13 protein-coding genes and 6 tRNA genes are annotated in these 12,862 nt (G+C 40.1%); 17 read left to right on the forward strand and 2 right to left on the reverse strand.

The features are described 5' to 3' along the window. Positions 1–235: 235 nt before the first annotated feature. The 4 genes from cshA (at position 236) to MLOOGBEN_RS27710 (ending at position 4,772) form a co-directional block, all read left to right on the forward strand. The gene (gene cshA / locus MLOOGBEN_RS27695; protein ID WP_306430777.1) at positions 236–1,729 is read left to right on the forward strand and encodes a degradosome RNA helicase CshA; all 1,494 of its coding nucleotides are present in this window, start codon (positions 236–238) and stop codon (positions 1,727–1,729) included. Positions 1,730–1,831: 102 nt separating this feature from the next. Further along, a complete protein-coding gene (gene uvsE, locus MLOOGBEN_RS27700) occupies positions 1,832–2,794 on the forward strand; it encodes a UV DNA damage repair endonuclease UvsE (RefSeq protein ID WP_179161481.1) in 963 nt (320 codons plus the stop codon). Between the two features lie 66 nt (positions 2,795–2,860). Beyond that, a complete protein-coding gene (locus tag MLOOGBEN_RS27705; protein ID WP_179161482.1) occupies positions 2,861–3,340 on the forward strand; it encodes a PH domain-containing protein in 480 nt (159 codons plus the stop codon). Then, the gene (locus MLOOGBEN_RS27710; protein WP_179161483.1) at positions 3,333–4,772 is read left to right on the forward strand and encodes a PH domain-containing protein; all 1,440 of its coding nucleotides are present in this window, start codon (positions 3,333–3,335) and stop codon (positions 4,770–4,772) included. Before MLOOGBEN_RS27705 ends, MLOOGBEN_RS27710 begins: the two co-directional genes overlap by 8 nt. A gap of 14 nt (positions 4,773–4,786) precedes the next feature. Here the strand turns inward: MLOOGBEN_RS27710 and MLOOGBEN_RS27715 are convergent, their stop codons facing one another. After that, positions 4,787–5,380 (reverse strand): rhomboid family intramembrane serine protease, encoded by a 594-nt coding sequence (locus MLOOGBEN_RS27715; protein ID WP_179161484.1) that lies wholly within the window; start codon positions 5,378–5,380, stop codon positions 4,787–4,789. Positions 5,381–5,479: 99 nt separating this feature from the next. Here MLOOGBEN_RS27715 and acpS point away from each other — a divergent pair, with 99 nt between their 5' ends. The 6 genes from acpS (at position 5,480) to MLOOGBEN_RS27745 (ending at position 11,446) form a co-directional block, all read left to right on the forward strand. Further along, entirely contained in the window at positions 5,480–5,830 is a 351-nt protein-coding gene (acpS, locus tag MLOOGBEN_RS27720) for a holo-ACP synthase (RefSeq protein ID WP_179161485.1), read from the forward strand. A gap of 130 nt (positions 5,831–5,960) precedes the next feature. Further along, a complete protein-coding gene (locus MLOOGBEN_RS27725) occupies positions 5,961–6,971 on the forward strand; it encodes a LolA family protein (protein WP_179161486.1) in 1,011 nt (336 codons plus the stop codon). A 126-nt stretch (positions 6,972–7,097) separates the two neighbouring features. Then, positions 7,098–8,261: an alanine racemase gene (gene alr, locus MLOOGBEN_RS27730; RefSeq protein ID WP_179161487.1), complete on the forward strand. Its 1,164-nt coding sequence runs from the start codon at positions 7,098–7,100 to the stop codon at positions 8,259–8,261. A 185-nt stretch (positions 8,262–8,446) separates the two neighbouring features. Further along, on the forward strand, positions 8,447–8,728 hold the full coding sequence (locus MLOOGBEN_RS27735) for a CopG family ribbon-helix-helix protein (RefSeq protein ID WP_095251323.1): 282 nt from the start codon (positions 8,447–8,449) through the stop codon (positions 8,726–8,728). Positions 8,729–8,732: 4 nt separating this feature from the next. After that, positions 8,733–9,083, forward strand: a complete 351-nt coding sequence (locus MLOOGBEN_RS27740; protein ID WP_034673264.1) for a type II toxin-antitoxin system PemK/MazF family toxin — start codon at positions 8,733–8,735, stop codon at positions 9,081–9,083. 173 nt (positions 9,084–9,256) lie between these two features. Next, complete coding sequence (locus MLOOGBEN_RS27745; RefSeq protein ID WP_179161488.1) at positions 9,257–11,446, forward strand: Tex family protein; 2,190 nt, start codon at positions 9,257–9,259, stop codon at positions 11,444–11,446. 50 nt (positions 11,447–11,496) lie between these two features. On the opposite strand, the gene cmpA is transcribed toward MLOOGBEN_RS27745, so the two are convergent. Beyond that, positions 11,497–11,610: a cortex morphogenetic protein CmpA gene (cmpA, locus tag MLOOGBEN_RS27750; RefSeq protein ID WP_095251326.1), complete on the reverse strand. Its 114-nt coding sequence runs from the start codon at positions 11,608–11,610 to the stop codon at positions 11,497–11,499. 94 nt (positions 11,611–11,704) lie between these two features. Between cmpA and MLOOGBEN_RS27755 the strand changes: the two genes are divergently transcribed. From MLOOGBEN_RS27755 to MLOOGBEN_RS27785, 7 genes are all read left to right on the forward strand, one after another. Continuing rightward, on the forward strand, positions 11,705–12,178 hold the full coding sequence (locus MLOOGBEN_RS27755; RefSeq protein WP_179161489.1) for a SprT family protein: 474 nt from the start codon (positions 11,705–11,707) through the stop codon (positions 12,176–12,178). Between the two features lie 119 nt (positions 12,179–12,297). Then, positions 12,298–12,372, forward strand: a tRNA-Asn gene (locus tag MLOOGBEN_RS27760). An 8-nt stretch (positions 12,373–12,380) separates the two neighbouring features. Beyond that, positions 12,381–12,471: transfer RNA gene (locus MLOOGBEN_RS27765), tRNA-Ser, on the forward strand. 8 nt (positions 12,472–12,479) lie between these two features. Further along, positions 12,480–12,551, forward strand: a tRNA-Glu gene (locus MLOOGBEN_RS27770). A gap of 55 nt (positions 12,552–12,606) precedes the next feature. Next, a tRNA-Asp gene (locus tag MLOOGBEN_RS27775) sits at positions 12,607–12,683 on the forward strand. 26 nt (positions 12,684–12,709) lie between these two features. Beyond that, positions 12,710–12,784 (forward strand) — tRNA-Gln (locus MLOOGBEN_RS27780). A gap of 1 nt (position 12,785) precedes the next feature. Beyond that, positions 12,786–12,861: transfer RNA gene (locus MLOOGBEN_RS27785), tRNA-Lys, on the forward strand. The last annotated feature ends 1 nt before the right edge of the window (position 12,862 follow it).

A 12,862-nucleotide genomic window follows, 5' to 3' on the forward strand; every position in this document is an offset into this window, starting at 1 on the left:
TCTTTTTTTGGTAAAATATAGATGTTACCTACTTGCGGCATTTTGATGCGTGTCTAGCTGCAGCGCCTAGGGGCTCGACCGCTTCAGTCCAACGCTGGAGTCAAAAGTGACTTCACCGTCAGGCCCTACAACGCTTTTCGCCCCTAAGCAAGACGCTTTCCGCATTTCTGAGTATCGGGCGAAAATATTCAGCACTTTAAAAATATTTTCACATAGATGAAGGAGAATGAAAACATTGACAAAGTTTGAAGATTTAGGTCTAAGTCAGGCCACTTTAGAAGCTGTCCTCAAAATGGGTTTTGAGGAAGCAACACCAATCCAGGCAGAAACAATTCCAATGGGGCTTGCAAACAAGGATTTGATCGGGCAGGCTCAAACAGGAACTGGTAAAACAGCTGCATTTGGAATTCCTTTAGTTGAAAAGGTTGATGTAACCAAGGATGCCATCCAAGGAATCATCATTGCACCAACGCGTGAGCTTGCAATCCAAGTATCAGAAGAGCTTTATAAAATCGGTTCAGGAAAAAGAGTCCGCGTTCTATCCATTTACGGCGGACAGGACATCAGCCGCCAAATCCGTTCATTAAAGAAGTTTCCACATATTATTGTTGGTACTCCTGGACGTGTATTGGATCATATCAACAGAAAAACAATGCGCTTAGATACAGTTAATACTGTAATCCTTGACGAAGCAGATGAAATGTTAAATATGGGATTCATTGAAGACATTGAAACCATTCTTGCTTCTACACCGGCAGAGCGTCAAACTTTACTTTTCTCAGCAACAATGCCAGCTCCGATTCAAAGAATGGCAGAAAAGTTTATGAAAGACCCTCAAATTGTACGTGTCAAGATGAAGGAAATGACTGTACCAGCGATTGAACAATTCTATCTTGAAGTGATGGAAAAGAATAAATTTGATGTCTTAACAAGACTTCTTGATATTCAATCACCAGAGTTAGCGATTATTTTTGGACGGACGAAACGCCGTGTTGACGAATTATCTGAAGCATTAACCTTAAGAGGTTACACTGCTGAGGGAATTCACGGAGATTTAACGCAGGCGAAACGGATGCAGGTCCTTCGGAAATTTAAAGAAGGAACCATTGATGTATTAGTGGCAACGGACGTGGCAGCAAGGGGTCTAGATATCTCTGGCGTAACCCATGTTTACAACTTTGATATTCCACAAGATCCTGAAAGTTATGTCCACCGAATTGGACGTACAGGACGTGCTGGTAAATCAGGTATGGCACTTACATTTATCACTCCACGTGAAAAGTCTTACCTATCTGTATTAGAAAGAACAACGAAACGCAAGATGGAGAGAATGACTGCTCCAACACTTGATGAAGCGTTAGAAGGTCAACAACGTGCAGTTGTCGATAAAATTGTGCAGACGATTGAAGGAAACAATCTTCAATATTATAAGAGAGCGGCTAATGAATTACTTGAAGAAAATGACGCTTCAACTGTCATTGCAGCTGTTTTGAAAATGTTAACAAAAGAACCAGATACCACTCCTGTGAAGTTAACGGAAGAATCACCGGTTCATCATAAGAGAGATAGAAAACCACAAGACCGTGACCGTAGAAGAAGAGATGACAATAGAAGCTATAATTCTTCACGCGGCGGCGAACGTGGTGACCGCGATCGTAAAAAGGCACCTGCTAAGCCAAGAACAGGTGAAAAGCGCACATCAGGAAAACCAAGAAGCTTTAACAGATAATAAAGATAGAGAGCATGGACTTAATGTCCATTGCTCTCTTTTTATTTTAACGGGGTGTTTAATGGGAACATTAATGGTAATAGCCTGTTAGGAGTGATGAGGATGATTGTTAAACTTGGATATGTGGCGATGAGTGTTGAGCTTCAAAATGCATCACCATCCCAAACGATGACGTTTGCACAATTTAGCAAGATAACGGACCGTGAAGCAGCGATTCAAAAGCTGGAGCGGATTGCTGAATCAAATATAGATAATTGTTTAAGGTTATTAAAACACAATGCCGGAAATCAAATTCATTTCTTTCGTTTAAGCTCCCGTCTAATCCCGCTGGCGAATCATGAGGAGCTGCTTGATTGGGATTATATGAAGCCACTGAAGGAATCATTAAAAAAAATAGGTGACTACCTTAACCAGTACCCAATGCGAATTGATTTTCACCCCGACCATTTTGTTGTCCTAAATACGCCAAACAAAGAAATACTCTCTAATGCATTAAAGACACTTGTGATGCATATGAAATTGCTTAAGGGGATGAAGATTGATACAGAACATCGTTGTGTACTGCATGTAGGCGGCGGCTATGAGAATAAGGAAAAGGCACTTGAACAATTTATTCATAACTGGGGATATATTCAGCCAGCTATTCAAAAAATGATTATGCTTGAAAACGATGATACCACTTTCACGGTAAAAGAGACGCTATACCTTTGCGAGAAGTTAGGGATTCCAATGGTATTTGATTACCACCACCATTTGGCAAATCATGAAGTGGAGGAGTGGCAGGAAGACTGGGAACGAATTGTTAACACCTGGAGGACATCACCACTACCGGTAAAAATGCATATATCAAGTCCCCGTTCAGAGAAGGAATACCGAGCTCATGCTGATTTTGTTGATCCGGATATGTTTTTGAACTTCATAAATAAAATGAAGGGCAGTGTTCCTGAGATCCATTGTATGATAGAAGCCAAACAAAAGGATGCAGCTCTCTTTCGCCTGATGGAGGATTTGCAAGGCAGGAAAGGAATTAAGCCAATAGATCAATCTAGTTTTGTTGTTGAATAACGTTGATGTTTCCTTCCTGATTACCATGTATACTTAAGTGAAGGCATAGTGAATAGGAGGGGCAGTATGATACTAGAGCCGCAAAAACGAATATCTGCAAAGGCATTAACGGTTTGGAAAATTTCAGGTGCGATAAAGATTGTCATAAGCTGGATTCTGGCAGGTGTTGCTATTTTTCTAATACATATCTTTAAAGGACCATTTTGGATATCAGTTTTATTAATCGGAATCGAACTTATTTCTACTTATTTATTCATATTTTTATTGCCGTCAATAAAGTGGCGACGCTGGCGGTATGAGGTTAGGGATGAGGAAATTGAACTTCAAGAAGGTATTTTTATCGTAAAGCGGACATTAATTCCGATGATTCGTGTTCAGCATGTTGATACGGTACAGGGACCTATTTTACGTAAATATCAATTAGCCTCTGTTATTATTAATACCGCTGCAACTTCACATGAAATTCCTGCATTAGAAGAAAGTGAAGCAGAAGAATTAAGGCACTTTATTTCTACTCTTGCAAGGGTGGCGGTTGAAGATGTTTGAACCGAAAAGACTTCATCCCATTGTGATTGTGCTGACTATAGGCAAAAGGTTAAAGGACACCATTTTTAGTTTTATCGCCTTGATCTTTATTTGGAACAGAGGAGGAAAGTTGCTGCTATTTGGGGCTATCGCTATCGCAATGGTTGCAATTGTTCTGACAAGTATTCTTTCCTGGCTACGATACACATATAGATTAGAGCAGAATGAACTTCGGATCGAATATGGTGTTTTTATTCGCAAGAAAAGATATATTCCTTTAGAGCGGATTCAAAGTCTGGATATTTCAGAAGGAATCTTACAGCGACTATGCGGGATGGTAAAGGTCAAGATAGAAACCGCAGGAGGAAGCGGAAATGATGAAGCGGAAGCGGTCCTTGCGGCTATCTCTAAAGAAGAGGCACGCTTTATTCAAGAATATGTAGCTGCAGCTAAAAACCCGGTTGTTCAAGAAGCTGAATCCGTTCAGGAAATTCCTAGTCATACAGTGTATAGAATGACTCCAGCACAGTTAATCTTACTATCACTTACATCGGGTGGAGTAGGAGTGGTCATTTCAGCAGTATTGGCATTTTTCTCACAGCTGGATGATTTGATTCCCTATGGCAGAATATTTCGTGGAGTGGAACAATGGGCAGTGAGTAATCTGATTATCATTGTCCTGCTTGTTTTTGGAGGCTTTGTGGCTGCTTGGGTTATTGCTCTAATTGGAACGATGCTAAAGTATGCGAATTTTAATGTCATAAAAACGGAACATGATTTGGTTATTTCTCAAGGATTATTAGAAAAAAGACAGATCACAATTCCGTTAACTCGGATTCAAGCGATCAGGATTAATGAAAATATCGTTCGCCAATGGCTGGGTTATGGGGCGGTTATGGTAGAAAGTGCAGGTGGTTCAGCTAGTAATCAGGAAGGTTCAAAGGTACTGCTCCTGCCGCTTGTAAAGATAGATACCATCAAAGATATTTTGGGGCCATATCTTACGGATTACCAACTATCCTCAAGCTTTAATCCAGTACCTAAAAGAGCGATGCTTCGCTATGTTTTTCGGAGCTGGATCATGATTGTTCCGGTAGTGGCTGCAGCTATTTTCTTTCTAAAAGTATGGGGGCTTCTCTCATTGGCAGTCCTAGCGTGGTTTACTTTTTGGGGGATATTAAAATATAAGGATGCCGGATGGAAATTGGAGGAGCAGCAATTAAATCTACGGTATCGAAAGATTGTCAGATCTACCGTATTTATCAAGAAAAATAAAATCCAAAGTCTAGAAATGAAAGAAAGCTACTTTCAAAAAAGAAAAGAACTAGGAACGCTGGAAGCATTTGTGAAAGTTGGCTTCGGTGGTGCTGGCGGCACTGTAATCGATATGGACCGAAAAGATGTGAAGAAGGTTTACTCTTGGTTTTCTAGGGAAGCTAAAAAGAAGGATTGAACCAAAAGATTGGCTCAATCCTTCTTTTTATTATAAAAAATGGCTCCTAGTAAAAAGCCGCCTAATAAACCGAATATATGGGCAGTGATATTAATATTAGGCTGGATGAAGGTCATAACTAAGCTAAGGGCACAAATGATAAGGATAATTTGCGAATTTTGCTGTGAGAGCATATGCTTACGAAAGAGAATCATGCTTATATAATAACCAAATAATCCAAAAATCGCGCCGCTAGACCCAACATGTACATAGGTTAAAGGTTCAAGCAGTAAAGTAGCTACATTTGCTAGGATACCGGAAACAAAATAGACGAGCAGGAATTTACCCTTTCCTAAGAGCCTTTCAAGTGCTGGACCAAAAAGAACGAGTGAGAAACTGTTAAATAAAACATGAGTAAACCCGCCGTGCATAAAGATGGGAGTAAACAGCCTCCAATACTCACCTTCCATAATATAGAGGTTTACACCTGAAAAAGTCGCTTTAAACCAAAAGTTTGGGAATATCGGTAAAGCTGTAAAAAGATATAATAGGAAATGAATGGCGATAATAATAGAAACAACCGGATAAAAGCGGATGAATTCGCGAAAACTCTCTGTCCTCGTAAACATAATAACCTCCCCGAGAATACTTACTAATTATAATAGACTGAAATATGGTCTTGTTGTACTATTATGCATCTTTTAATTTAAATAGAAGGGACCTTGAGTATGATTAAAGGGATCGGAATTGATATTATTGAACTTTCAAGAATTGAAGAAATTGTCACTAGACAAAAGAAGCTGGTAGATCGGATTTTAACTGAGAATGAGAAACGAACGTTCGTAGAGCTTCCTGAGCGAAGAAAAATTGAATTTTTAGCCGGGAGATTTGCGGCAAAGGAAGCCTATTCTAAAGCTGCTGGCACGGGAATCGGCAAAGAGTTATCTTTTCTAGATATTGAAATTGAAGCAGATTCTTTCGGCAAGCCCTGCATCGTAAGGCCTGAAACGAATGGATTTCTTTCGATCTCACACAGCAGAGATTATGCTGTTGCACAGGTAGTTATCGAAGAAAAATAGAAAAATCATAAATAGCTTGGCACCCTTTTATCATATTCCTTAAGGTTGTCTCATATATTCATAGGGAAATGGGAGAGACGAGTCTTCTTTATATTCATATGAAAAATGAGACAAGAAGGGGTTGAAGGAATTGAAGAAAAGGTTTTTGCTTTTGTTTACGGGGTTAATGGTCATCTTTCTACTAGCTGCCTGTGGCTCTAAGTCAAAAGATGATGTGGTGAAAGAGTTAAATGGAAAACTAAATGATTTAACTGGTTATAAAGTAGATGCAAAAATGACGTTGAAAATGGGCACTGATTCACAGGTGTATAACGTTGAGATTTGGCATAAGGATCCAACATTCTACCGCGTCAATTTAAAAAATGCAGAAAAAGATCAGAGTCAGATGATATTACGCAACGATGAAGGGGTATTTGTATTAACACCTGCACTAAAGAAGAGTTTCAAATTCCAAAGCGATTGGCCGCAAAACAGCAGCCAAGCCTATTTATATGAATCGTTAATTAAAGACATTGTTGAAGATAAGGAGTCAAAATTCTCTGCTACAAAAGAACATTATGTATTTGAAACCAAAACCCGCTATCAAAACAATAGTATGCTACCAATCCAGGAAATTAAACTAAACAAGGAAGATTTATCCCCGGCAATGGTAAAAGTAATGGATCCAGATCGAAATGCGCTAGTGACTGTAGAATTCTCAAAGGTTAAATTCAACGCCAGCTTTGATGATAGCGATTTTGATATGAAAAAGAATATGACTCGTGCTGACCTTAACCTTCCTGTCATGGCAGATAGTAAGGATGAAGCCTTTACTGTTAAATACCCAACTGCCGATATGGGTGCGAAGTTAGTGGATGAAAAAGTTGTCAAACTTGAAGATGGAAAACGGGTTGTCCTAACCTACGAAGGTGCTAAGTCATTCACGCTTGTACAAGAAAAGGTAACCGTGAAAGAAGCCTCAACGTCACCTACTTATATCGATGGAGACTTAGTTGATTTAGGTATTACCATCGGTGCTGTTTCTGAAGGTTCGATTACTTGGACCATGGATGGTGTGGACTACATGATTGCCTCCAACGACTTAACAGAACAGGAACTTGTTGAGATCGCCAGAACAGTCCAAGGTGATATAGAAAAATAGGATTAAAGGATACAGGCTCTGAATAGGGCCTGTTTTTCATTTGACAATTAAAATAAGTAGTTTGATAATCAATAGGGTAAAAATAAATATAATAAAAGTGACTTTAAGTAATTAGGAAGTGGAACAATGACAGAGCAGGGCTATTTTTATAGAGACACATGGGCAGAGGTTGATTTGGATTATATTCTCTCAAATGTTACCTCTGTCAAAAAACTTTTGCCTCCCAAAGTGGAGATTATAGCCGTGGTAAAAGCAAATGCTTACGGTCATGGGGACTTGAAAGTGGCCGAGAGTGCACTGAAAGCAGGTGCAACTTATCTAGCAGTAGCATTTATGGATGAAGCAATCGCTCTCCGGAATAAGGGAGTACTTGCACCTATTCTAGTCTTAGGTGCAACACGTCCAGAAGATGCTGCGCTAGCAGTCAAGTTTAACATCACCATTACAGTGTTCCGGTTAGAGTGGGTAACAGCGGCACAATCCTATCTTCCAGAAGATAAGGTACTTCCCGTTCATGTTAAGCTTGATACTGGAATGGGGAGAATTGGTATCCGTACAAAGGAAGAGTTAGCACAGGTTGTAGAAACGATATCTAGAGATGGAAGGCTAGCAATTGAGGGTGTCTTTACACACTTTGCCACAGCAGATGAAGTAGACCAAACTTACCTGGATAAACAATTAGAGCTATTCCATGATTTGCTTTCTGTCATGAAGGAACAGCCCAAATATATCCATTGTAGTAATAGTGCTGCTGCTTTACGATTCTCAAAAGCTAATTTTAATGCTGTACGTCTTGGGATTGCTATGTATGGATTAACACCATCTCCTGAGATTGAAAATGAACTGCCTTTTCCCCTTAAGGAGGCGTTTTCGCTCCGCTCGAGGCTTGTCCATGTAAAAAAACTCGATAAAGGTGATAAAGTAAGTTATGGTGCTACTTATGAAGCCGAGGGCGAAGAGTGGATTGGTACGATTCCCATCGGTTATGCTGACGGCTGGATTCGTCGGCTCCAAGGGCAGGAAGTATTGGTTGAAGGTAGAAGAGTGCCAATTGTTGGCAGGATTTGTATGGATCAATGTATGGTAAAATTACCACATGAAGTGCCAGTTGGGACGACTGTTACGTTAATTGGTCGAGAAAATGGAGAATTTATCTCTGTTAATGAAATTGCTCAAAAACTAGAAACAATTAATTATGAAGTACCATGTATCATCTCAACTAGAGTACCCCGTCTATATAAACAGGGTGGGAAAATTGTCGTATTAAAAAACTATCTTTTGCACGAATAAATGGCTTAATATTAAAAATGGGAACATAATTATGATAATGCGGAATTTTAGTGCATAAAAGATAGTTTGTTTGGCCTATAATACAGAAGTATTATATTTAGTCTATGCATGTTGGGCATTAAGTGGTATTATAAAATATGGTAGATAGAAAAAATGGTGTGTAGTGATGGTGGAGGTGTATGTTTGTGTCTGAATCCGGCGCAACTACGGAAATCTTAGTAAAATTACCGCAACATCTTTTAACCGAGTTAGATGGTTTTGTAAAATTAGAAAACGTTAACCGGAGCGAGTTTATTTATCAGGCAACTAAAATGTATTTACGCGAACGAAAAAAGAGACAAATTCGCGAATCCATGAGACGTGGATACATGGAAATGGCAATGATCAATTTATCGATTGCATCGGAAGCATTTCAAGCAGAATTTGAGGCAGAGCACACAGTTGAACGTCTTGTAAGCGGAGGGTAATCCCTTGATTGTCAAGCGTGGTGACGTTTATTTCGCGGACCTATCCCCAGTTGTTGGTTCTGAACAAGGCGGCGTCCGTCCTGTACTTGTCATTCAAAACGACATCGGGAATCGGTTTAGTCCCACAGTTATTGTTGCAGCGATTACAGCACAAATTCAAAAAGCGAAGCTTCCCACTCATGTAGAAATTGATGCGAAGCGCTACGGTTTTGAACGAGATTCAGTCATACTTTTAGAACAGATTCGTACAATTGATAAACAGCGGTTAACCGATAAAATAACCCATCTCGATGACGAAATGATGGAAAAAGTGGATGAAGCCTTGCGAGTAAGTATAGGTCTCATCGAATTTTAGCATGAATGCACGCTCTTTTTAGAAAGAGCGTTTTTTTATACGTATGCTCTAACCTCATATTTGTTTCTGCCTTTAGCAAGCTCATTAGCTTGCTATTTTTTTATTTATAAGAAGAAACTGCTCCTTTAATGAATCGATTGAGGTAATTTGATACAATATGGTAATAGGAATGGATGGAGGTTTGTGAAGTGAATGATACAGTTGTAAAAGATGAACAGCTTCTTGGGAAGGTAGCTGCCGAGTTAACCATACCTCATAAGCAGGTAAAGAGTGTAATCTCGTTATTGAATGAGGGCAACACCGTGCCATTTATCGCCCGCTACCGTAAAGAAATGACAGGGGCACTAGATGAAGTCCAAATACGAAATATCCAGGAACGCTGGCAATACATACAAAACCTTGAGCAAAGGAAAGAAGAAGTACTTCGGACCATTGCAGAACAAGGAAAATTAACCGAAGAACTATCACATAAAATAACGAAAGCAGAAAAGCTTCAAGAGGTGGAAGATTTATATCGTCCTTATAAACAAAAACGACGTACAAAAGCGACGGTTGCAAAGGAAAAGGGGCTAGAACCATTAGCAGAATGGTTATTAACATTTCCTAAAACTTCAATTGAGGAAAAGGCGAAGGAATTTTTATCGGATGAAAAAGAAGTCCTTACGGTTGAAGACGCTATTGCTGGTGCGAAAGATATCATTGCTGAAATGATTTCCGATGATGCAGAGGGACGGAAATGGATTCGTAACGAAACATTTAAGTCAGGTAAAGTGGAATCAACAGTAAAAGATGCGGAAAAAGACGAGAAAAAAGTTTATGAAATGTACTATGAATATGAGGAGCCAGTAAATAAAATTGTTCCCCATCGAATCCTTGCGTTAAATCGTGGTGAAAAGGAAGATATCTTAAGGGTATCCATAAAGATGAATAATGACATAGTCCTTTCTTATCTATCGAGAAAATGGGTACGCGTCCAGCATTCACCCGCAGCACCTTTTGTCATTGAAGCAATAGAAGATAGCTATAAGCGGCTTATCCAACCCTCGATTGAAAGGGAAATTCGGGGTGAACTAAATGATAAAGGTGAAGAGCAAGCGATTCATATATTCTCTGAAAATCTTCGTAACCTCCTTTTGCAGCCGCCTTTGAAAGGAAAAGTGGTTATTGGCGTTGACCCGGCTTACCGGACAGGCTGTAAGCTAGCGGTTGTGGATGAAACAGGTAAGGTGTTGAAGATTGATGTGATTTATCCGCATCCACCCGTCTCAAAGACAAAGGAAGCGAAAGAAAAATTCATTCAAATTCTTCGGGATTATAAAGTAGAGATGGCTGCCATAGGCAATGGAACGGCCTCAAGGGAAACCGAACAATTCGTAGCAGACATCCTGAAAGAAATGGATGATGAAATCTATTATCTAATTGTGAATGAAGCGGGTGCCAGCGTGTACTCTGCCTCTGATATAGCGAGAGAAGAGTTTCCTAATTTTCAAGTAGAAGAAAGAAGTGCGGTCTCAATTGCAAGAAGATTACAGGATCCACTTGCCGAGTTAGTGAAGATTGATCCGAAATCAGTTGGAGTTGGTCAATACCAGCATGATGTTACCCAAAAGCGCCTTTCCGAGTCATTGCATTTTGTTGTTGAAACTGCGGTTAACCGTGTAGGTGTGAATGTAAATACAGCTTCAGCCTCCTTGCTGCAATATGTTGCAGGGCTGACAAAAACGGCGGCACACAATATTGTGAAGAAAAGGGAAGAAGAAGGGAAGTTCACGAGCAGGGTGCAATTAAAGAAAGTCCCTCGTCTAGGGGCTAAAACATATGAACAAGCCATTGGTTTCTTGCGTGTATTAGATGGGAAACAGCCGTTAGACAAGACGGGAATTCACCCGGAAAGCTATAATGAAGTGAAAAAGTTATTAGAGAGTTTGGGCTTTTCAACAGATGATTTAGGAAGTGCTGAATTAAGAGATGCCCTTGGTGGTCTTGATTTAAAATCAGTTTCTGCAGAACTGTCAATTGGTGAATTAACACTAAAAGATATCATCGACGCACTGGTAAGACCAGAACGTGACCCGCGTGATGACCTGCCGCGTCCATTATTGAAAAAGGATGTTCTTAAATTAGAAGATTTAAGTGCAGGAATGGAACTGCAGGGTACAGTTAGAAATGTGGTGGATTTTGGCGCGTTTGTAGATATCGGCGTTAAGCAGGATGGTCTCGTTCATATTTCTAAGCTAAGTAATCGTTTTGTGAAACATCCTTTGGATATCGTATCTGTTGGTGATGTGGTAACCGTTTGGGTGGACTCAGTTGATATGAAAAAAGGCAGAGTAGCATTAACGATGCTGCCGCCAGCTAAATAAGAGTAATGTAGAAGAAAGAATGCAACCCACCTAGTGAGTTGCACTCTTTCTTATGAAATGTGCTTTTTTCTGTAAAAAAACCAGCATTGGTTTAGCAGTTTAATTTGGTATCGGTCCTTCTCGTAGAAAGCTCTTTTCATTTGGTTCTGAAACCAAGTCGGCATAGTTAACCCTCCCGAAAAGTAGATCATTATAGGTATCTACAATATATGCTATAATAGGTTGTCACGTTCGCTTTTATGTTTGGAGGGAAAGCAAATGGAGGATAAAGAACTACAAAAAATAGTCGAAAAAGTCTCGATTGAATTCTTTGGCAAGCCTTTTAGGCATAAAGCCTCCTTTAATAGCAGGCTGCGTTCAACCGGGGGAAGATATCTACTTGGGACTCATAACATCGACATCAATAAAAAATACTTAGACCAACTGGGTTTAAACGAACTAATCGGGATTATTAAACATGAACTCTGCCATTACCATCTCCACATAGAAGGAAAAGGGTATCAGCACCGTGATCCAGATTTTAAAATGTTATTGAAAAAAGTAGGTGCACCAAGATTCTGCAGCCCGCTGCTAGACAAACCTAAAAAACGCACCCCTAATAAAATTCTCCTTTATGAATGTACAAAATGCCTGCAGCAATATAAAAGAAAACGAAGTATTAATACAAGTCGCTATGTGTGTGGAAAGTGTAGAGGCAAGCTTAAAAAGGTAAAAGAGTTACATGAAGTATAAGGAAATAATATGCAGCTTATTTTCTCTGAAAATCATGTTGACTTTATCATACATCGTCATTATAATGTAAAGAGTCGACAAGGTGATTGTCCTTGTTTGGTACCTAAAAGTTTAATTATTCCGCAGTAGCTCAGTGGTAGAGCTATCGGCTGTTAACCGATCGGTCGTAGGTTCGAGTCCTACCTGCGGAGCCATTTTTTATGGGGAAGTACTCAAGAGGCTGAAGAGGCGCCCCTGCTAAGGGTGTAGGTCGGGTAACCGGCGCGAGGGTTCAAATCCCTCCTTCTCCGCCATAAAAATTGGCCCCTTGGTCAAGTGGTTAAGACACCTCCCTTTCACGGAGGTAACACGGGTTCGAATCCCGTAGGGGTCATCAGGGACGGGAGATGATTTTAGCTCATTTCCTGTTTCTTATTTAAAACACATTTGGTCCGGTAGTTCAGTTGGTTAGAATGCCTGCCTGTCACGCAGGAGGTCGCGGGTTCGAGTCCCGTCCGGACCGCCATTTTCTTAATGGAATTAAAATAATATTGGGCTATAGCCAAGCGGTAAGGCATCGCACTTTGACTGCGACATGCGTTGGTTCAAATCCAGCTAGCCCAGCCAAGAGCCATTAGCTCAGTTGGTAGAGCATCTGACTTTTAATCAGAGGGTCGAAGGTTCGAGTCCTTCATGGCTCACCAA

It is taken from the genome of Bacillus sp. EB106-08-02-XG196 (assembly GCF_013396335.1).
Lineage (GTDB): Bacteria > Bacillota > Bacilli > Bacillales > Cytobacillaceae > Neobacillus.

Excerpts from the sequence above, each read along its gene's own strand:
- uvsE (WP_179161481.1), top strand. The coding sequence starts at position 1,832 with ATGATTGTTAAACTTGGATATGTGGCGATGAGTGTTGAGCTTCAAAAT.
- MLOOGBEN_RS27705 (WP_179161482.1), top strand. The coding sequence starts at position 2,861 with ATGATACTAGAGCCGCAAAAACGAATATCTGCAAAGGCATTAACGGTT.
- MLOOGBEN_RS27710 (WP_179161483.1), top strand. The coding sequence starts at position 3,333 with ATGTTTGAACCGAAAAGACTTCATCCCATTGTGATTGTGCTGACTATA.
- MLOOGBEN_RS27715 (WP_179161484.1), bottom strand. The coding sequence starts at position 5,380 with ATGTTTACGAGGACAGAGAGTTTTCGCGAATTCATCCGCTTTTATCCG.
- acpS (WP_179161485.1), top strand. The coding sequence starts at position 5,480 with ATGATTAAAGGGATCGGAATTGATATTATTGAACTTTCAAGAATTGAA.
- alr (WP_179161487.1), top strand. The coding sequence starts at position 7,098 with ATGACAGAGCAGGGCTATTTTTATAGAGACACATGGGCAGAGGTTGAT.
- MLOOGBEN_RS27745 (WP_179161488.1), top strand. The coding sequence starts at position 9,257 with ATGGAGGTTTGTGAAGTGAATGATACAGTTGTAAAAGATGAACAGCTT.
- cmpA (WP_095251326.1), bottom strand. The coding sequence starts at position 11,610 with ATGCCGACTTGGTTTCAGAACCAAATGAAAAGAGCTTTCTACGAGAAG.
- MLOOGBEN_RS27755 (WP_179161489.1), top strand. The coding sequence starts at position 11,705 with ATGGAGGATAAAGAACTACAAAAAATAGTCGAAAAAGTCTCGATTGAA.